Origin of the sequence: Sphingobium fuliginis, from assembly GCF_015074805.1 — a bacterium.
GTDB classification, from domain to species: domain Bacteria; phylum Pseudomonadota; class Alphaproteobacteria; order Sphingomonadales; family Sphingomonadaceae; genus Sphingobium; species Sphingobium fuliginis.
In genome coordinates this window covers 1-19,283 of sequence record NZ_CP060037.1, presented here as the reverse complement: position 1 = coordinate 19,283, position 19,283 = coordinate 1, and the positions used below count along the sequence as shown (strand labels likewise).

At 64.0% G+C, this 19,283-nt stretch carries 20 protein-coding genes and 1 pseudogene; 9 read left to right on the top strand and 12 right to left on the bottom strand.

Annotated elements, in window-relative coordinates:
* Positions 1 to 123: 123 nt before the first annotated feature.
* The 3 genes from H5V43_RS21480 to H5V43_RS21470 are packed head-to-tail and all read left to right on the top strand — an operon-like array spanning position 124 to position 807.
* Positions 124 to 285, top strand: coding sequence for a hypothetical protein (locus tag H5V43_RS21480; RefSeq protein ID WP_157846831.1), 162 nt, complete (start codon positions 124 to 126; stop codon positions 283 to 285).
* The gene (locus tag H5V43_RS21475) at positions 279 to 470 is read left to right on the top strand and encodes a hypothetical protein (RefSeq protein WP_128830664.1); all 192 of its coding nucleotides are present in this window, start codon (positions 279 to 281) and stop codon (positions 468 to 470) included. Before H5V43_RS21480 ends, H5V43_RS21475 begins: the two co-directional genes overlap by 7 nt.
* Complete coding sequence (locus H5V43_RS21470) at positions 457 to 807, top strand: hypothetical protein (protein ID WP_025547073.1); 351 nt, start codon at positions 457 to 459, stop codon at positions 805 to 807. Before H5V43_RS21475 ends, H5V43_RS21470 begins: the two co-directional genes overlap by 14 nt.
* A 12-nt stretch (positions 808 to 819) precedes the next feature.
* On the opposite strand, the gene H5V43_RS21465 is transcribed toward H5V43_RS21470, so the two are convergent.
* Complete coding sequence (locus tag H5V43_RS21465; protein WP_013039114.1) at positions 820 to 1,413, bottom strand: recombinase family protein; 594 nt, start codon at positions 1,411 to 1,413, stop codon at positions 820 to 822.
* A 139-nt stretch (positions 1,414 to 1,552) separates the two neighbouring features.
* Between H5V43_RS21465 and H5V43_RS21460 the strand changes: the two genes are divergently transcribed.
* The 3 genes from H5V43_RS21460 to H5V43_RS21450 all read left to right on the top strand — a co-directional run bounded on the left by H5V43_RS21460 (position 1,553) and on the right by H5V43_RS21450 (position 7,035).
* On the top strand, positions 1,553 to 4,510 hold the full coding sequence (locus H5V43_RS21460; protein ID WP_011627729.1) for a Tn3 family transposase: 2,958 nt from the start codon (positions 1,553 to 1,555) through the stop codon (positions 4,508 to 4,510).
* 94 nt (positions 4,511 to 4,604) lie between these two features.
* Positions 4,605 to 6,692, top strand: coding sequence for a S8 family serine peptidase (locus tag H5V43_RS21455; protein WP_130030152.1), 2,088 nt, complete (start codon positions 4,605 to 4,607; stop codon positions 6,690 to 6,692).
* A 64-nt stretch (positions 6,693 to 6,756) separates the two neighbouring features.
* Complete coding sequence (locus H5V43_RS21450) at positions 6,757 to 7,035, top strand: hypothetical protein (RefSeq protein WP_025552265.1); 279 nt, start codon at positions 6,757 to 6,759, stop codon at positions 7,033 to 7,035.
* A gap of 22 nt (positions 7,036 to 7,057) precedes the next feature.
* Here H5V43_RS21450 and H5V43_RS21445 read toward each other — a convergent pair whose 3' ends face one another.
* The 8 genes and pseudogenes from H5V43_RS21445 to H5V43_RS21410 form a co-directional block, all read right to left on the bottom strand.
* Complete coding sequence (locus tag H5V43_RS21445; protein ID WP_157846892.1) at positions 7,058 to 7,198, bottom strand: hypothetical protein; 141 nt, start codon at positions 7,196 to 7,198, stop codon at positions 7,058 to 7,060.
* 36 nt (positions 7,199 to 7,234) lie between these two features.
* A complete protein-coding gene (gene tnpC / locus H5V43_RS21440) occupies positions 7,235 to 8,848 on the bottom strand; it encodes an IS66 family transposase (RefSeq protein WP_044660291.1) in 1,614 nt (537 codons plus the stop codon).
* A 59-nt stretch (positions 8,849 to 8,907) separates the two neighbouring features.
* Positions 8,908 to 9,255, bottom strand: coding sequence for an IS66 family insertion sequence element accessory protein TnpB (tnpB, locus tag H5V43_RS21435; RefSeq protein ID WP_037487503.1), 348 nt, complete (start codon positions 9,253 to 9,255; stop codon positions 8,908 to 8,910).
* Complete coding sequence (locus H5V43_RS21430; RefSeq protein ID WP_025550095.1) at positions 9,252 to 9,581, bottom strand: transposase; 330 nt, start codon at positions 9,579 to 9,581, stop codon at positions 9,252 to 9,254. Before H5V43_RS21430 ends, tnpB begins: the two co-directional genes overlap by 4 nt.
* An 84-nt stretch (positions 9,582 to 9,665) precedes the next feature.
* Complete coding sequence (locus H5V43_RS21425) at positions 9,666 to 10,763, bottom strand: hypothetical protein (protein WP_193666904.1); 1,098 nt, start codon at positions 10,761 to 10,763, stop codon at positions 9,666 to 9,668.
* A 293-nt stretch (positions 10,764 to 11,056) separates the two neighbouring features.
* Entirely contained in the window at positions 11,057 to 11,917 is an 861-nt protein-coding gene (gene istB / locus H5V43_RS21420; protein ID WP_013041154.1) for an IS21-like element helper ATPase IstB, read from the bottom strand.
* On the bottom strand, positions 11,914 to 13,176 hold the full coding sequence (istA, locus tag H5V43_RS21415) for an IS21 family transposase (RefSeq protein WP_013041153.1): 1,263 nt from the start codon (positions 13,174 to 13,176) through the stop codon (positions 11,914 to 11,916). The genes istB and istA overlap by 4 nt, the downstream gene beginning before the upstream one ends.
* A 143-nt stretch (positions 13,177 to 13,319) precedes the next feature.
* A pseudogene (locus tag H5V43_RS21410) lies at positions 13,320 to 13,994 on the bottom strand (tyrosine-type recombinase/integrase); the annotation flags it as partial.
* A gap of 221 nt (positions 13,995 to 14,215) precedes the next feature.
* On the opposite strand from H5V43_RS21410, the gene H5V43_RS21405 reads away from it, so the two are divergent.
* From H5V43_RS21405 to H5V43_RS21395, 3 genes are all read left to right on the top strand, one after another.
* On the top strand, positions 14,216 to 15,382 hold the full coding sequence (locus H5V43_RS21405) for a hypothetical protein (protein ID WP_017183656.1): 1,167 nt from the start codon (positions 14,216 to 14,218) through the stop codon (positions 15,380 to 15,382).
* Between the two features lie 96 nt (positions 15,383 to 15,478).
* Positions 15,479 to 15,877 carry an antitoxin Xre-like helix-turn-helix domain-containing protein gene (locus tag H5V43_RS21400; protein ID WP_017183655.1) on the top strand — a complete coding sequence of 133 codons (399 nt, stop codon included), beginning with the start codon at positions 15,479 to 15,481 and terminating at the stop codon, positions 15,875 to 15,877.
* Positions 15,877 to 16,560 (top strand): RES family NAD+ phosphorylase, encoded by a 684-nt coding sequence (locus tag H5V43_RS21395; RefSeq protein WP_017183654.1) that lies wholly within the window; start codon positions 15,877 to 15,879, stop codon positions 16,558 to 16,560. Before H5V43_RS21400 ends, H5V43_RS21395 begins: the two co-directional genes overlap by 1 nt.
* Positions 16,561 to 16,604: 44 nt before the next feature.
* Here the strand turns inward: H5V43_RS21395 and H5V43_RS21390 are convergent, their stop codons facing one another.
* From H5V43_RS21390 to H5V43_RS21380, 3 genes are all read right to left on the bottom strand, one after another.
* Positions 16,605 to 16,955, bottom strand: a complete 351-nt coding sequence (locus H5V43_RS21390; RefSeq protein ID WP_017183653.1) for a hypothetical protein — start codon at positions 16,953 to 16,955, stop codon at positions 16,605 to 16,607.
* 64 nt (positions 16,956 to 17,019) lie between these two features.
* The gene (locus H5V43_RS21385; protein WP_017183652.1) at positions 17,020 to 18,033 is read right to left on the bottom strand and encodes a ParB/RepB/Spo0J family partition protein; all 1,014 of its coding nucleotides are present in this window, start codon (positions 18,031 to 18,033) and stop codon (positions 17,020 to 17,022) included.
* 47 nt (positions 18,034 to 18,080) lie between these two features.
* Complete coding sequence (locus tag H5V43_RS21380; RefSeq protein WP_017183651.1) at positions 18,081 to 19,283, bottom strand: AAA family ATPase; 1,203 nt, start codon at positions 19,281 to 19,283, stop codon at positions 18,081 to 18,083.

The window sequence follows — 19,283 nt, the reverse complement described above, 5'->3', positions numbered from 1 at the left end:
GCCTCCTATGACTCGGCGGTTGTTTGTTCCTTTTTTGTTCCAAAGGCGCTAAGAGTCAATGGGCCGGAGTCGCACCCCATCGAGGCAGTCGAGACTGGCCTGAAATCATCGAGGAGAATCGCGATGCAGCAACGTCGAAAGCTCAGTCTACGGCTTGGCGCCAAGTCGGCTGAGGCGCCAGAACAAGCGGACTTGTTTGAGACCCCCGGCACCGAATCGACGACACCGCCCGTCGATCCCCGCAAGGATCCGGCGCTCGTCGACGATGATGAGATTCCGTGGTGAAGCCAGAGGACCGGACCATGGACCATATCGATCATATCCGCGAGGCGGTGGCGCAAGCGCTGGAGAAGCGCGGCTTCGACAATCGCGCTTTCCTGCGCGAGATCCGCGAAGGCCGGCGCGATGATGGCCCCTATATGCTGGGCGCTTTAGCCTGGGACGAGCGCGTGAGACATGCAAACCCGTGATGGCATCACCCACGATCATGATCGGCAGACGACCTCCATCTTCGAGGCCGCCCATTGGGGCTATACGGTCAAGGTCGAATGCCGCTGCCGGCGGGTGGGCCTGTTCGAACCCCATGGCCTGTGGTGGAAATTCCACCGCAAAGGTTGGACCGATGATTTTCGCGACGCAGTCCGATGCTTCTACTGCACCAGCTGTTCGAAACGCTATGGTCGCAAGGTCCGCCCAGTCTCGATCGAAACCACCCGGCAACCGCTGCGGATCAAATTTCCCCCTCCCGATGAACGGGAATGGAAAAAGGCCGTGAGCCGACACAGAGGGGTGACTGCACGAAAGTGACTTATCTGCACGCTAAGAGCGAACGGACCGGGAACGCTGGGACTTTGTGTTCTTCTCCGTGGCTTCGAGGGCTTTGTAGAGGGCGGTTTTGCCGATCTTGAGGCGCGCGGCGGCCTCGCGAACTGTGAGGCCGGAAGCGATATGTTCGCGCGCCTTGCGGAGCTTGTCAGGTGTGACCACTGGCCGCCGCCCACCGGGGCGACCTCGCTCGCGAGCGGCCTTGAGGCCTGCATGGGTGCGCTCCCGGATCAGATCGCGCTCAAACTGGGCAAGCGAGCCGAAGATGTTGAACACCAGCATCCCGCCCGAAGTGGTGGTGTCGATGTTCTCGGTGAGCGAGCGGAACCCGATACCTCGCGTCGCTAGCTCGCCGACCTTCTCAATCAGATGGCTCATCGAGCGCCCAAGACGGTCGAGTTTCCAAACCACCAGCGTGTCGCCGCTGCGCAGATAGGCGAGCGCCTCGGCCAGGCCGGGCCGATCGGCTTTTGCACCAGATGCGTGATCGTCGAATATCCGGTCGCACCCGGCCGCGTTCAGCGCGTCGAGCTGGAGTGAGAGCTTCTGGTCTGCCGTCGAGACGCGCGCATAGCCGATCAACGCCACATGCAGCCCAATCCTGTCCGTTTTCCCATCATTATCTGATCTTGTCCGAATCGCCGTTATAGGTCCAGAGTTAACGGACATATTCCTGCTGGCCGCCAGAGGACCGTCTGACGGACAAGGACGCGGAAGGAGATAGTGCTTGGCGAGACGGCGACTGGTGAGCGCGGAAATCTGGGCAGGGCATTATGGCGCGCCGCTCGATGAGCGCGAGATTGCGCGGCACTATACGCTGACCGGTGACGACCTGGAAATTGTCGGCCGCCGTCGCGGCGATGCCACCCGGCTCGGCTACGCGATGCTCCTACTCTATATGAGATGGCCTGGCCGTGCGCTGGAAGCGGGTGAAGTCCCGCCCGCTCCTGTGCTCGCCTATGTGGCGCAGCAACTCGGCGTCGCGCCCGAAGCCTTCGCGGACTATGCCCATCGGGACCAGACCCGTCGCGAACATCTCGTTGAAATCCGACGATCGCACGGGTTCAGGATTTTCGACCGCAAGGCTTTCCACGAAGTTGTCGCATTCTCGATCCCGATCGCACAGACCATCGTCCACCCCGGCCAGATGGCGGGGGTCATCGTTGACGAACTTCGGCGCCGGCAGATCCTCCTGCCTTCTTCATCGGTTCTCGAAGCGGTACTCCGGCGTGCTCGCCAGCAGGCCGAACAGCTTACCTATGAAGTGCTCACGAACGGCCTGCGGCCCGATACGCTGCAGGGGCTGGACGATCTGCTGGCCCGACGAACAGGGCAAGCCGCGACATGGCTATCCTGGCTGCGCAATGCACCACAGTCGCCGGCAGCGCGCAACATCCTACGCCTGATCGAACGGCTCACTCATATCCGCGCGCTGGATCTCGATCGCGCCCGTGCCGACATGATCCCGGCTTTGACTTTTGACAGGCTGGCGGACGAAGGCAGCCGGATCACACCCCAGCACCTTGGCGAACTCAATGCCCTGCGCCGCCATGCGACGCTGGCGGCGCAGGGCATCCGTCTTGAGGAAAGCCTGACCGATGCCACCCTGACGATGTTCGACAAGCTGTTGGGCAGCATGTCGCGTCGCGCCGAGAACCGGACCCGTGACAAAGCCCTCAAGACGGTGCGCGAGTTGCAAGGCCATCTCCGGACGCTCACAGGGTCTTGCCGCATTCTCATCGAAGCGCGCACCAACGGTGTGGACTCTCTGGCGCAGATCGAGGCGCTGGATTGGCAGCGCTTCGCCGTGGCGGTCGCGCGGGCCGAAGTACTCGGGCGACCGGAAACCGTCGATCGCACCGCTGAATTGATCGAGCGGCATCGCACGGTGAAGCTCTTTGCCGGTGCCTTTCTCAACACCTTCGAATTTCGCGGCGCCGGTGCGGTGCAGGGACTCCTGTCGGCGCTTACCATCATCGCGGAGCTATACCGGACCGGCAAACGGCGCTTGCCTGATCGCGTGCCGCTGCGCTTTGTGCCCTCCGCATGGCGGCCGTTCGTCCTGCGGGACGGCATCGTCGATCGCGCCGCCTATGAACTATGCGCCTTGTCCCAGCTACGGGAGCGGTTGCGAGCGGGAGACATATGGGTCTCGGGAAGCCGCCAGTTCCGCGATTTCGATAGCTACCTCATCCCGCCGGCCACCTTCGACGCGCTTCGCGAGAAGGGGCCGTTGCCGCTCGCCATCGAAACGGACTTCGATCGTCATATCGAGGAAAGGCGCGCCAGGCTCGACACGGCGATCGAACAGGTGACGGTCCTCGCCCGACAGGGCGAGCTGCCCCAGGTCAGGCTTGACGAAAGCGGCCTTATCATCTCGCCGCTGAAAGCGGCAACGCCACCCGCCACCGAGATTGCCCGTCGCGCTGCCTATGACCGACTGCCGCGCGTGAAGATCACCGATCTCCTGCTTGAGGTCGATGCCTGGACCGGGTTCAGCGAATGCTTCATCCATCGGCGTTCGGGCCGGGAGGCCGACGACCGCAATGCGCTGCTCACCGTCATCCTTGCCGATGGCATCAATCTCGGCCTCACACGCATGGCGGAAACCTGCCGAGGCGCAAGCCTGCGCCAGCTCGCCCATCTCCACGACTGGCACATCAGCGAGGCCGCCTATGGTGAAGCGCTGGGAAGGCTGATCGACGCCCATCGCGCCATGCCGCTCGCCGCGCTGTGGGGAGACGGCACCACCTCGTCGAGCGACGGACAGCAATTCCATGCCGGGGGCCGTGGCGCCGCAATCGGCGACATCAACGCGCGCAGCGGCAACGAACCGGGCGTTGCCTTCTACACCCATGTCTCGGATCGATATGACCCCTTCGCGACCCGGGTAATCGCGGCGACCGCCGGCGAAGCTCCCTATGTGCTGGATGGCTTGCTGTATCAGCAGACCGGCCTGACAATCGAGGAGCACTACACCGATACAGGCGGTGCATCGGACCATGTGTTCGGCCTTATGCCCTTCTTCGGCTACCGCTTCGCGCCGCGCCTGCGCGACATCAAGCAGCGTCGTTTGCACCTCCTTCCCGGCCAGGAAGCCGGCCCCTTGCTTGCCGGCATGACGGCCGAACCGATCGCATTGGGTCATGTCGCGGCGCATTGGGATGAACTGCTGCGGTTCGCCACATCGATACGCACCGGCACCGCCACCGCTTCGGCGATGCTTCGCCGCCTGTCCGCCTATCCGCGACAGAACGGACTGGCCCTCGCGATGCGCGAGCTGGGCCGCCTCGAACGCTCGATCTTCATGCTCGACTGGCTGCGCGACATTGATCTGCGCCGGCGTACCCAGGCGGGCCTCAACAAGGGCGAGGCCCGCAACGCGCTCGCACGCGCGCTCTTCTTCAACCAGCTCGGCGAATTGCGTGATCGGCGGTTCGAGAACCAGACCTATCGCGCCTCCGGCCTCAACCTGCTCGTCGCCGCCATCATCCTGTGGAACACCCGCTATCTCGAAGTGGCGCTGGCTGATATCGGCACGCCCGACGAAATCGCACGTCACGTCGCGCCATTGGGCTGGGAACATATCTCGCTCACCGGCGACTATAGCTGGAATGTTGAAGATCGGCCCGATCCGGATGTCCTGCGGCCACTGCGCGCCATCAGTTCGTTGCTCGCCGCGTAACGTTCACCATACGTTCGCGCTTAGCGTGCGGATGCGTCACTTTCGTGTAGTCACCCCTATAGGCGTCAAATATTAGCCGGAGGAGCAGAGAGCGATGAACACGCAGGATCGGCCCCGCAGGGTTCCCGGCGTCGGAGCGGCGGTCGGCGATGCTGGCGGCGGCGCCGTTGATGCGACCGACGATCTCCCCAACGTAGCAGCAGCCGTTGCCGCCGGCGAGGCGGCACCGGACCCGAATATCACGCTCGTCCCGACGGCCATCGCAGTGGCGGAAGCGCCCACGCTCGACCCGCGTTTGCAGAAGCTGGTCGCCATCCGCCGCAGCGGGGGCACCACGGCAGCCACCGCCTCGACGGTCCCGGGCGAGGTAGCGGTTCTCGCTCGCGTCTCCGACGTGGCGGCATGGGAGGCGCTGAGCGAGGTGCGCCCCGGCGTCGCCCTGCCCGCCAATCAGGACAGCGACGGGGCCATCGTCACGGGGCGCATCCCGTTAGCCAGGATCGAGGCGGTGCGGCGCCAGCCGTTCGTGCTCAGCCTGAAGGCCGCACAGGATTTGCGCCCGGCGCTCAGCGCGAGCGTGCCCCAGGCGCGCGGCGACCCGGCAAGCCTCGGTGGCGGGCTCAGCACGCGCGGCGGCGCCGGCGCGGTCGTCGGCATCATCGACTACGGTTGCGACTTTGCGCACCTCAACTTCCGCAGCGCCAACGGCAGCCGTATCGAAGCGATCTGGCATCAGGGCGGCGTCAACAGTCCCACCGCGCCCTTTGGCTACGGCGCGCTCTACGAACGCGCTGCGATCGAGGCAGCGCTGCGGCAGCAGACTCCGTACACGACCCTGGGCTACGGCCCGGCCCGCGACTCCGCTGGCAGCCAAGGCACCCACGGTACCCACGTCATGGACATCGCCGCCGGAAGCGGCGGGGGCTCGGGCGTTGCCGGCTTCGCTCCGGAAGCGACGATCGTCTTCGTCGACGTCTCGTCTGACGATATCGTCTGGGAAGGCTCGGGCGTGGTCAGCACCTCTTTCGGCGATTCCGTCCGACTGCTCGAAGCCGTCCAGTTCATCTTTGATCGGGCCGGCACGCGACCGTGCGTGGTTAACATAAGCTTGGGCACCAATGGCGGGCCGCACGACGGCACTACGCTGGTCGAGCGCGGCATTGACCGCTTGCTCGGTCAGGCGCCCAATCGTGCCGTCGTGATCGCCGCCAGCAACTCCTACGGCGACCAGATCCACGCCTCCGGCCGGCTCGCTGCCGGCGGGAGCGTAGACATCACGTGGAACCGGCCGCCGAGCACCGGATGGCAGGACGAGCTTGAAATCTGGTACGGTGGCGCCGACCGCATCGCAATCGAGCTACTGATGCCCGACGGCAGCTCGCTCGGCGTGGTGGAGCCCGGCCAGAACGGAGAGGCCAAGGACGGCGGCAAAGTGGTCCTTCTCGTCGCCAACCGGCTCAACGACCCGAACAATGGCGACAATGTCATCGGCATCTTCATCGACGACAGCCTGCCAACCGGCACGTGGACCATCCGGCTTACCGGCCGCACCATAACGGACGGCGGGTTCCATGCCTGGATCGAGCGCGATGACAATTCGCAAGCTTCCTTCCTCGACCACATCGACGATGAGTATACAATCGGCTCGATCTCGTGCGGGCAGCTTAGTTTTGTCGTCGGTTCATACGACGCCCACAAGCCGAGCACGCCACTATCATGGTTCTCGAGCGCCGGGCCCACCCGCGACGGTCGGCAAAAGCCGGAACTGTCTGCTCCTGGCCATAGCGTCAGCGCCGCTCATTCCCGCACAAAGTCTGGCGTCATCCTGAAGTCCGGTACGAGCATGGCGGCCCCGGCGGTCACCGGCGCGCTGGCGCTGCTGCTGGCAGAAGCCCAGGCGCGCGGCATTGGGCTGAACCCTGCCGAACAGCATGCCCTCCTGCTCGGTAATCTGCGCGCGGCACCCGGCGCGCAGGGCTGGCATAGCCGCTGGGGGAACGGCCAGTTGGACGTTGCGGCCGCTATGGCCAATGTTGGGCGCGCGCCGCCGGCGGCGGCGCCGGCTCCTGCTGCTCCGCCTGCGGTCGCAACGAGCGCAGCCGCGGCGCCGTCCCGCAAGCGAAAGCGGGCCAGAGTCGAGGAAAGTACCCCCAAGAGGGGCCGCGCCAACAATAGCAAGTGATTCTTAGGCGCCGGTGTGATAGAGGTAGCGTGAACCAATCTCAGGGTTCGAAGGTTGATCGGTGATGGTGAAGCTTGCGATTTCCTCCAATTCGCTAAAGCGGGTGCAGATTCCGGTCTCGCGCGATGCGTCGCTCAAGCCGACCGACGAAGTCGAGATCGCGGTTCGCGTCACAAAGCCTAACTATGTGCCGAAGGACGTGAAGGTGCGCGCCCGCATCGATGAGACACTCTTCACCGGCAAGACGCTCCGCGGCAAGCTCGAGGCGCTCAATGCTGACGATGCCGTCGCGTCTGTGCAGATCGGCCACACCATCCGCGCGCCGAGGACCGATCAGGACTAGGCTTCTCCCGCCGATCGGCGCGTCAGGCTTGATGCTCGATGCCGACCAGGGGTTGGCGCTCGGTCGCGATGCCCGAGCCGAGCAACTCAGCCTCGGGTAAACCGAACACCGCCCAGCTCGCGCCAACCGTGGCGCTGACCTTGAGTGGGATGCTGCGCCCCATGCCGCTCAGGAGTAAGCTTCCGGTGAGGGCCGCGGCTCAGGCTGCTTCGCGTTGATCTTCGGCGGCGCGCCAATTCCATGGCAGCAGTTCATGGAGACGGTTCTGGGGAATGTCGGCGATGCGCGCGAGAACGTCGGCAAGCCAGGCCTGCGGATCGATGTCATTGAGCTTCGCCGTACCGATGAGGCTGAGCATGAAGGCCGTGCGTTGGCCACCGCGGTCTGAACCGGCGAAAAGCCACGATTTTCTGCCCAATGCTATACCCCTGAGCGCGCGTTCCGCCGCGTTGTTCGAGAGGCATATGCGGCCGTCGTCGAGAAACGCGGCGAAGGCAGGCCATGCCTTGAGCATGTAATCCATGGCCTCGGCCACATCGCTGTTCTTCGATAGCTTCGACCGGCTGTCGCGCATCCATTCTTCCAGATCGGCGACCAGCGGTGCGCTGAGTTCCTGCCGATGGGCGAGACGCTCCTGGGCCGGTCTGCCGTTGATGGCGCGCTCGATGTCGAAGATCGCGTCGATGCGGCGGACGGCCTCCACCGCCAGCGGCGAGATGACAGCCTTTTTGCGGCGCTTCTTGAGCTGCGCGGCGACATCGGCCAGCTCGAAGAAATAGCGGCGCGCATGGCTCCAGCACAGGGCGCGGGTCAGCGGCGCCGGCAGGCGGTCGGCATGGAACAGCGCGTTGTAGCCGGCATAGGCATCGGCCTGAAGAATGCCTCTCCAACTGCGCAGATGGCCCACAGGATGCTCGCCCCGCCGGTCGCGGGAGTAATGGAAGATCGCTGCCGGCGGCGCGGGCCCGCCAAAAGGTCGATCATCCCGGACATAGGTCCAGATCCGGCCCGTATCGGTCTTGGTCTTTGCCAGCACCGGCACCGTCGTATCATCGCCATGCAGCCGCTCCGCGGCCAGGACATGGGCTTCAATCAGCAGATAGAGCGGCATGAGCGCGGCGGTGCAGGCGCCGACCTGATCGGCCAGGGTGGAAAGGCTCAGCTCCACGCCCTCGCGGGCATAGCGGTCACGCTGGCGGTTGAGCGGCTGATGCGCCCCGAACTTCTCGAACAGCAGCATCGCCAGGAAGCTGGGGCCAAAGAGCCCGCGGGGCGTGACGTGGAAAGGCGCCGGTGGTTGGGTGATCTTCTCACAATCCCGGCAGGAGAACTTCTCCCGCACGGTCTGGACCACCTTCCACTGGCGCGGCACGACCTCAAGCGTCTCGGTAATATCCTCGCCCAGCTTGCACAGCCGTTCCGAGCCGCAGCAGGGGCAGGCCTCTGGCGCGGCGATGACAACGCGCTCGCGCGGCAGGTGCTCGGGCAAGGGCTTGCGGGCGGGCCGCTTGCGCTCGAACGGAGCAACGTTGGTCTTCGCCGCTGCCAGGGCAGCAAGGAGCTCATCTTCGCTGGCAGCGGTCTCGCACTCCTCGAAGGTCAGTTCCATCTGGTCGAGCAGATGGCGCGTACGTTCGGATCGCTGGCCAAAAAGGGTGCGGCGCATCTTCTCGTTCTGCAGTTCGAGAAGGGCGTTGCGGGCTTCCAGGTCGGCGTTGATCGCCTTGATGCGGGCGACTTCAGCGGCGACAGCCTCGGCAGCCGCGAGCCGCTCGCGAAGGCTGTCGATCTGTGCTTGCGCCTCGTCCCCCATGCCGGCGCGTATAGCAGAAAGGCGCCGGAATCCCTAGCTTTTTAGGCAATATCGACCTTTTATCCGGCCAATGTCGGGCGCCATGTGGCCTGCGGATTACGCCAATCGATCGCCTCCAACATGCAGGCCATCTGCGAGGGGGAAATAGCAATCACGCCGTCCACGGCCGAGGGCCAGATGTACTTCCCGCGCTCCAAGCGCTTGGCATAAAGAGACATGCCCACGCCATCATGCCAGATCACCTTGCATAGGTCGCCGCGGCGTCCCCTGAAAATGTAGAGATCGCCCGCGAACGGATCGCGGCCGAAACTCTGTTGCACCTGCAGGGCCAGGCTGCGCATGCCGCGCCGCATGTCCGTATGCCCCGTTGCGATCCATATCCGAACGCCGGAGGGAACTGGGATCACGACTTGACCGACCGCAGCACTGCCGACACCAGCCCGGGCGAGGCGCCAGCAGGAATGCGCACAATCGCCCGCTCGAACTCCACGATGATCGCTGTCCCAACGGCCGGTGCCGGATCAAGGTGCACCTGCACCTCTGCAAAGCCCTGGGCGGCCTGCTCCATCTGCCGCCGCCATCTGTAGATCTGGTTCGGCCGCAGATCAGCACGGCGGGCAATCTCCGCCACGTTCGCGCCGGGCGCCGAAACAGCCGCGACCAACTCCCGCTTCTGTTGATCAGTCCATACCCGCCGCCGCTCCGGCCCCGAAATTACCGTGATCTGACTCATCGCACCGTCCTTAGTACCGGTGCAAACACCAGTGCTTGCACCGGTGCCATCTCGAAATATCAGCCAATCACCGCAAGGTGGCCCTCACCGGAGCGATACGCTCAGGATGTTCTGCTTGGAGACGTGCGTGCCCCAGGCGCCGTCGAGCTTCACCGTGACGATGCGTCCGGTCGCTCCGAGTGCTTTGCGTAGCGTCTCCTCGGCCGCCGCCCGTTCGAGCAGCGGCACGCCTCCGGCATCGGCTTGGATTGCGGCGGCCAGCGTGTCGAACAAGGCCACTGCGCCGTTCGCCGCGCCGAGCGCCGCCTCGTGCGCGGCGCGGTCTCCTAGCGGATCGGCGTCGAGATCGTCCGGTGGCGTGTCCTGCTCGCCTTTGTCTCCTGCGCTTGCCTGCTTGGCCGCCTCCAGCCCTTCATCGATCCTGGCAACCGCGCCGGTATGATAGGCGGAACGCGCCCTCAGGGTCGCCGCGTCGGCCGCAAGCTTAGCCAGGCGAGCCGCGAGTGCGGTTCGTTCTGTATCGGCGGCTGGCGGCGAGAAGCCGTCGACCAGCACCTTCAGACCATTGCCTCGAAGCGTCGACGCTACCGCCAGCAGGAGGCTCCGATCTGAGGGAGCAAGCGCCCTACCTCCGACCTTGTAGTCGGTTCGAGCGAAGCCCAGCAGCGCATCGACACCGCCGAGGATCAGGGCCGCCGCAGCGATCGGCGCGGCGAGCCCCGCCCGGCGGTTTCCTGCTGATGGAGCGGCACGCTGTAGCGCCTCGTTCGAGACTTTGAGTGCCCCTGAAACCGCATTCTCGACCAGAGAGCACCGCGCGTTGAGGGCATCGGCGTGTTGAAACAGCGCGAGGCTTTCCGCGCTCGTGAGCAGCACGGTCACCGGGGTCGAGCCGATCGCCGTCCTGATCTGAGCGGACAGTTTGCCTGCGAGAGTGTCGAGGCTTTTGCGGGCGAGATGATTGATCTCGGCAACCCCTGCATCGGTGCCGATATCGACCGCACCTTTGTATGGCCCGGCGGTCGCCTCTCCAATCCGCGCCTTCAGCGCCTTGGTTGCGGCATCCAGCTCCGCGCTGTCCGCCTCGGCGACCGCCCTGCGGGCGGCAGCGACGTCGGCCGAAACCGATGCGGCGTCGGCCTGTGCCTGCAGCGCCGGGCTGAGCTTATGCTCGTCCGCCATCTTCTCCCCCTTCCGCGACTCAATTCGGCATCACGTTATCCTGCCCGAAAAAGCGGTACTTGTATCGGGCAAGCCGAGCCGATCTTGTACAAGTTGCGGTGCCGTTCGGCTGAGTAATGAGGTATGACTTGTCATTAGGGAGTCGCGGATCAAGCATATCTTGTTCGATGCGCTACGTTGGGGGGACCGGCGATGCAGATCCTGGATGAGCAGGCCTGTCAACGGGCACCGAAGATTCCGCAAAAGTGGGCATCTAAAATTCCCTAGTTTGGCGGGACGGTCTGTGCCGGTGATCAGCCGTGATGGAGATCTGGCTTTTCCTTTGCTGGTGGTCGGCCGCGCCGTTTCGGCAAGGGCGGTGGGTTGATGGATGGAGTTGCGCGCGCATGCTCAGGCAGCAGGTCGGCGTGCTGTCGCATACGATAGCTCGAGCCCTCGATCTGGATGACAACGGCATGGTGAAGGAGGCGGTCCAACAAGGCCGTCGCCACCACAGGATCGCCAAAGACATCCCCCCATTCCGCAAAGCCGCGGTTGGATGTGAGGATCATGGCGCCCTTTTCGTATCGGGCGTTGACGAGCTGGAAGAACAGGTTGCCGCCGCCCGGCGTGACAGGGAGATATCCGATCTCATCGACGACGAGCAGGGAGGAGCGGCACAGGAAGCGGATCCTTTCGCGCAACGTTCCTTCGCGTTCAGCCTTGGCCAGCGCAGCGATCAGATCGGCAAGCGGGATGAAGTAGACGCTTTTGCCTGCCTTCACGGCTTCGACTGCGAGGGCGGTCGCGATGTGGCTTTTCCCGGTGCCCGGCGGCCCCAGCAGATGCACGACCTCGGCCCGGTTGATGAAGTCGAGGCCGGCCAGCGCCAGGATCCGGTTGCGGTCGAGCGATGGCTGGAAGGAGAAGTCATATCCGTCCAGCGTCTTGATGATCGGCAGCCTGGCCATGCGCAGGGCCGCCTTGATCCTGCGGTTCTCCCGCAGCGACAGTTCTTCGTTCAGCAATATGTCGATCGCCTCAACGCCATCGATCTTGCCCTGCTCGATCCCGCGCAGGGTGGCGTCGAGCATTTCCAGGGCGCGCGGCATTTTAAGATGGACCAGACTGCGGCGGATATTATCAACGCGAGACGCAGCACCCCCATGGCTCATGGCCGTTCTCCTCGGGCCAGTTGGCTGCCGATCGCCTGATAGATCGCCAGGGAGCGCACAGCGACATGCTCGCCGATACGGCCAATGGTGATTGCATCCTTTGCGTGGTGACGACGCTTGGCCCCGCTGCCTCCGGTTCGATGCACAGGATCGATCCTGTACTGTCGGCGCCCCTCCAGGACAGGATGCTCGGCAATGACCTGGCCCAGGTCGATGATCCGGATCTTGTCGGGCAACTGCTGGATTTCGACGACGCGGCGGGTGCGATCGGGAACGCTGTAATAGTTGCCGCCGACGGAGACCATGCCGTCGTGGCTGACGCGGCGCTCCAGCTTCAGCACGGCATCGAAGCGCTCTGCTGGGAGCAGTTGCAGCTCAGGCTGCTCGGCGGCAAAGGCTTCGAGAATGATCCGCTGCGTCGTGCCATGGACACGGACGTTGGCGACGGTATCGAGCCAGTCTATCAGCTGGACATTGAGATCTTCCAGATTGCGGAAGCTTCGGCCCAGGAAGAAGTCCTTGCGGATATAGCTGAACGGCCGCTCGACCTTTCCCTTGGTCTTGGCCCGATAGGGGCGGCAGGCGCGGGGTACGAAGCGGTAATGCCGCGCCAGGGCCAGCAATGATCGATTGTAGATGATATGGCCCTGATCATCCTCCCCCGTCACGGCGGTTTTCATGCGATCGTAGAGGATCTCGATCGGAACACCGCCGATCGTTTCAAAAGCCTGCATATGGCAGCGCAACAGGGTTTGGAGATCCTGGTGCATGACATAGCGTGCAAACAGGAAGCGCGAATGCCCCAGCACCAGGCTGAACAGCCAGACGATCCGGCTGACGCCAGGCTCATCGGTAAAATCAACGACGAACCGGGCGAAGTCGATCTGCGCCTGCACGCCTGGCGGCGTCTCGAACCGCACCTCGAAGGGCTTGGGGCCGTTTTCCGGCCGGATCGCGGCCAGGAACCGCTTCACGGCAGTATAGGCGCCCATATAACCCAGCTCACGGATTTCCCGCGTCAGGCGCGCCGCTGTCAGATCGGGAAAGGCCGCCACCCGCTCGCGCAGAAATTCCAGATAGGGCGCCAGCTTGTTCGGCCGTCCCAATGCGCGTGGGCCATAGACCGGAGCTTCGACGCCCCGTTCGATATATTTGCGGATGGTCTTGGGATCGCGGCCAGTGCGTCGGGCGATGGCTGATATGGATACGCCCTGCCGATGTAGCTCGAGGATCATCATCAATTCTCCAAGTCGGATCATCGGCCCCGTCTCCGCGTCTGCAAAGGAGATGAGGACGATGTCGGCTCATCTCATTCTGCCGGGGCTAGCCCCGGCAGAATGAGATGAAGGGGCCACCAACTAGGGAATTTTCAAAGCCCACTTTTGCGGAGAATTGCAGGACCGATGACACGAACCGACCGCGGCGACAGAAAGGCCGTAGCTCCCTCACCTTTCTGGTCGCTTTTGCTTCGCGGAATCGCCAGCAAGCGCGCTTCAGGATCAAGCGCACCCTGAATTTGCCCGACCTCAATCGCCACCAGCTCCGAGGCCCGCAGCCCGCTGTCATAGGCGACCGACAACAGCGCTCGGTCCCGCAACCCCGGCAAGTCATCCGAGCAAGCCTCCAGGAGTGCCTTGACGTTGATCCCACGGGGTTTATCGTGCTCGACGTCCTTCACCGGCCCCTTGAACCGCAGCGGCCGCGCCTGGGCTTGCGTGCTGCCCTTCTCCCGGCGGATCGCGCGCAGCCGCAGCTTGACCAGCTCGGCCTGCGTGGGGTCCTTCAGGTCGAGCAGCTGGTGGATCTTAGCGATCGATGCCTTGTAGCGGCCGAGAGAAGCAGGCTTGGCCCCCTGCTCTGATCGTGCATCGAGGTAGCCGGCGACGATCTCCGGCGTTGCTGGTAACGCGATCCGCTTCGTGCGTCGGCACCACAGGTCGAAGGCCTCAAGATCGGATTTCAGCGCGCGGATCGAATGCGGCGAGCTGGCGGCCTGGTAAGCGGCGATCAGTTCCGCATTGACGACGATGTGGGTCTCCGTCCGCATCTGTGTTGCTGTCCAGGCAAGCTCGGGCATGGTCGCCGGTGGCAAGGTCGCCGTCACCGCGGCAGCGGCGTTGAAATCGCCGTTTTCAAGGCTTTTTTGCCCGGCTGATGCACTGGCTTCCATGCCGCCGCTGTACTCCACCATACAATGAGGCGTCAAATCCGCTTATATGATAACTGCAATTATCACATGTTCATTTACGGACCCTCCGAGCAGTTGTGCAGTGTTTTGGCATTCACTACACATTCGGCATGGAGCGCTTCCATCCCCTCGCCGCCGACACCGACGCTCCGCCCGAGGCGCTTGGCCAGGCGCAGGCGGAATGCGCGCTCGCGCTCGGCCGCCTCGACGGGCTCCTCACCGGCCTCACCGATACCGAAAAGCGGCTGTTCTGCGTAGGGCTGCTGCGCGAGGTGCTCCTCTCGGCCTTGGCGCAGGCGGGATTTGCTGACGCCGAACACCGGTTCAACGCCTGGTTCGCCGGGCTCGATCGCGCCCCCCAAGAGACGCCCCTCACCGCCTGCTCCGCCTATGCCGTGGTCCGCGCCCTGCTGGGCGAACTCAGCCATCATCCGTGGGAACCGCTTGCCGACGCCGCGCAGACCATCGCTCTGGCCGCTCGCTTCGGGGCCGACCGCCCGATGCAAGCCGAAGATGCGCTGGCGGAGGAGGCGATCGGCAGAGCGCTCACGCTGGTGAAACAGGCCGGCGCGGATGACGAGATTCCCCTGCCCTTCGCGGGTCTGGGCCACCTGTACGCGCTGCTGCGCGCCGATCCGCTGTTCGCGCTGCTGGAGCGCACCGTGCACATCCGTTCGCTTGGGAACCGCGCGGTGGCGATCGAGCAGGCCGCCCCGCGCACACCGCTCTGGGCGGTCGATGCCTCGCTGGGGCGGCTGCTGACCGCGTGCGGCGCGTGGCAGCTTGCCCTCCCCTGCCCCGGCGCGGTGACCGCCGAAACGCTTCAGCCGCAGCTCTGGCCTGGCGAACGCGCCATTGTCTCAGCGCGAACTCTCCACGCCAGCGCTACCCGGCTTGCAGAGCTGGTCGCGAAAGCGCGACGGCGCGCGGCGCTGATGCGCGAGCAGCTGGGGCACCTGCGCTCGAGCGCGCGGGCACCGCAGGTGTGGATCCTGCTCGCTGGTTTTGCGCCGCTCGGGCTCGATCAGATGACCTCGGCGTTCGGGATCAGCCGGCGCGGCACCTATGCGATCGGCGACGCGCTAGTCACAGCGGGCCTCGCGCGGCGCGCGAGCATCAAGGGCAAGGTTCTGCTGGTCGCCGAAGCTCCGCGAAGGGATCGGTTGTCGGCACCCCTGGACCACGCTCTCGCGCTCCCCCATCCGGCCCTCGCCGAGTTCGACGCGGCGATGGGCGAGATCGACCGGTTGCTCGCCGGCAGTTCTGGCCATCCCTGACGCGGCCTCGCGCGCATTAGGCGTGTATGAAAACTGATCTCCTCTTGACGTTATGTACAGATATCATACATAGACAGAGAAAGAAGGAGATGGCCAATGGCCACAGCTGCCCATTCCGGCGTCCCCGCCAAAGCGCCTAGCCGCAAGGATCTGAGCGGTCCGGCGCTGCGCACCTTTTTCCGCATTGCCGACGCCTGGGGCCTTAAGGAAGCCGAGCAGATGAAGCTTCTCGGGCTCGAAAGCCGCTCGACCTTCCAGACCTGGAAGCGCGGCGCCGTCGCGGCGATTCCCAAGGATGCGCTGGAGCGCATCTCCTATGTCATGGGGATCTACAAGGGGCTGAAGATGCTCCTGCCCCGTACCGCCAACGAATGGGTACGCAAACCCAATGAGGCGCCGCTGTTCGCCGGACGCCCGGCGATCGAGCGGATGGCCTCGGGCAATGTCGCCGATCTCTACGTGGTGCGCCAATATATCGACGCGCAGCGCGGCTGATGGATGCTATTGCGACGACGCAAGTGCGGTGGCAACCGTGCTATCGGATCGTCGCAAGCCGGTTCCCGCCCATATCGCTGTTTGAAGACGTAGCGGATCCGGCCGATTTAGAAGCGGTCTATGCGATCGAGGCGATGACCAACGACCGGCTTCGCGACGAGGTCGGGGACCTCGCGCTCGTCCCATCGGAGGACCGCGTATCGGGACCCGGGACATCGGCAATCATGGCAGCCTTCACCCACCTCAATCCAGATGGCAGCCGATTCTGTGACGGCAGTTTCGGGTTGTTCTATGCTGCCAACACCATCGAGACTGCGGTTGCCGAGACGAGCCATCACCGAACCCGCTTCATGGCGTACACCCACGAACCGGCGCAGGAACTCGACATGCGCGTCTACGCGGTCGACTTGGACGCCATGCTCCACGATATTCGCGGCCTGCGGGATGAACGCCCTGCCCTCTATGCCCCGGACAGCTATGCCGCCGGTCAGGCGCTTGGCCGACACCTGCGTGAGCAAGGTTCGGATGGCATCGTATACCAAAGCGTGCGCGACACCGACGGCGAGTGCGCCGCGGTGTTCCGCCCTCGCCTACTCGCAAACTGCCGACAGGAGCGGCACCTGTGCTACGTTTGGGATGGCCGGGCGATTGTCACCGTCTACGAGAAGAAGACATTCACCTAAAGGTCCTGCGGACAAGCTAGCCTTTCGGCATCGAGTGACGCCTGTCAGGAATAGACCCCGGCAGCCATACGATCGAGATCTTCCATGACGATATCGATATCGCCATTCGCAACCAATTCCGCAGCCGTTTTCCCAACTCCAGAAAGGGGTTGATGCTTGAACCAGATAACCGCCTTGCCTTCTTCGCCTGCAAGTTCTGCCGCTCGCGTTATAACTCGGGCTATTTCCTCCAGTTTAATCTGCACGGTCGGGGCGGAGGGATACAGAGTCATGGCCTTACGATCCAGGCGAGCAACGCGAGCCAAATGCGCCATGGAGAAGCGCAGGCGCTCCGCCAGACGACGGGGCGCGATGATCTCATTCTCGCGAATGTCATCCTGGAAGGCCGCAGTCATTGGGCAGTCCATATTTAACATGTGAAGACAAAACTCTCACATCTCAGAACCGCTGAAGATTGTCCTAGCTCCAATGCTGATCGAGCAGGGCTTTCAACGCGGCCTCCGCTTCAGCCCGCGTACCACCGGCATGCGGAAGCAGGATTAGCTTGAGACCCTTGCGATCCACCGCCTCCACTTTCAGCAGCGGTTTTCCCCCTTCGGACACGATCGTTTCCGGCTTTCCTGACTTCTTGGGGGAACCTGACCTCTTGGGGGGATCGGCGGCCAGAGCGAGCGCGCGGATGACCTCAGGAACCGGCATCGGCATCCCGCGATTGGCCTGCGCCTCCGCGAGCCGCGTCGCCTCAGTAAATACACGCTGACGCCGGTCCTCCGGTTTCAGAAGCGGTTTGATCGCCGTGACATGCTTGATCCTCAGATCCTGCGGGAGGGCGAAGGCCGCCATCAGTTCCGCCGGCAGCCGAGCAAGGTCGAGATAACGGCTAAGCCAGCTTTCCGTCACATTGATTCGCTCGGCCATGACCTTCTGGCGCCCCTCGTAATAGGCGTCGAGGGCGCGCAAATAGTCGCGCGCCCGTTCCAGGTCAGTAAGATCATCGCGCGCCCGGTTTTCCAGGTCCGCAAGCCGGAACGCCTCCTCGTCGGTAAGGCTACGGATATCGACGAGGAAGCGGAAATCCGGATAGTTATGGGCACGAAGCCAGCTGATCGTCCAATGCCTGCGCGCGCCGCAGATCACCTCGAAATCGACAGCAGGATCGTCCTTCACCCGCCGGACGATGGCAGGCATTTCCTGTTTTCCCTGCGCCTTGATGCTTTCGATGAGATCGGCGCACCGCTCCTCGTTAAGCAGCGCATATTCGCGGTTGTGGCCGACCCACATCCGGCAACGTGCCGGATCAACGAGTTCATGGGTGCGTGAGACGACACTGCCCGTCGCCAATTCGGCGAGCCGGCTTTCTCGACCCGCCAGGACGCTCGCACCGATGCCAGGGCGCCGCGCCGCTGGGGCTTGCGCCCCTGGGTCGATTCCGGCGACCAGATCAGCCGCGAAGTTGGCGTTTTTCTTGCTCATCATCCACCCCTTCTACCCGGAATTGCACCGGTGCAATTTTGCTCGCATCAGGCGAGGCCCTCCTTGCGCAAGCGCGCCAGATGGCTGGGCCACATCGACCGGATGTCGACCTCGATTTCACTGTTCACGCCGTCGAGATAGGCGAGGCAGCGGTTGCGCACCGCCGAACTGGTGACAGGTCCGTCAAGCTCATAGACCGTCATCAGCCGCGCCGTCGCATTGTCGATTTCCGCCGAATCCTTGAGCGGTGTGCGCACGATCGCGTGGCCGAAAAGGGTCCGCATCAGGTTCAGCAATTCCTTCTGCATCGACTTGTTCTCGTCGACCTTGGAGGCCACGAAGCGCAGAAACTGCAGCGACGGGGCCAAGCCGCGATCAGCCAGGGTCTCGATGGTCTCGTCGAGCATGGCGAGGAAGGCTGCAGTCGACGAGAAGTCCATCACCGTCGGCGGCACTGGCACGACCAGTGCATTGGCCGCACGCAGCACCGAAAGCGAGATCGCACCGAGCGCAGGCGGCGGATCGAGAACGACGACATCGAACCGATCGGCAATGCTCGCAATGCCTTGCGCCATGCGGTCGATCAGGTTCCCCTGCCCCCGCGCCATGCGCGCCGCGATTTCATATTCCGACTGGAAGAGCCGCAGATTGGCCGGGACAAGCTCCAGACCGTCGAAGTGGGTCTTGCGCAAGGCATAGTCGAGCGACTCCATGTCGTCGTGCCGCAGGAACGGATAGAGCGTGTCCTCCTCGGTCAGGTCGAGGTCGGGAACATAGCCGAAGAGCGTCGTTGCCGACGCCTGGCTGTCGCAATCTATGAGAGCCACCCGATAGCCCTTGATCGCGAGATATTGAGCCAAGTGCACCGATAGGGTCGATTTCCCGACCCCGCCCTTGAAGTTCTGCACCGCGATGACGCAACAGGGGTCGGTGGCAGCCCGCCAGGGCCGGGTGCCGAACAATCCCCGCATGTCGTTGAGCTGCGCCAGGGTATAACCGACGCGCCGATTATTTTCGGTTCGCGGAGGCGGCGGCAAGCGGCCGTCCTTCTCGGCCTCGCGAATGGCCGCCGCGGTCCGGCCGACCAGTTCGGCCGCTTTACCGATCGGGAAGGTGGGCTCGCGCCGTTCGTCCGCCCGGGCGCTACGCGCAGAGTCGCGGAGCCGCTCGAGAACAGAGCTGGTCCGTTGTGCAAGCGTTGAGACGGACAGCAGATCCTGCGTGCCCTCAATATCGAGTGATGCAGCCAA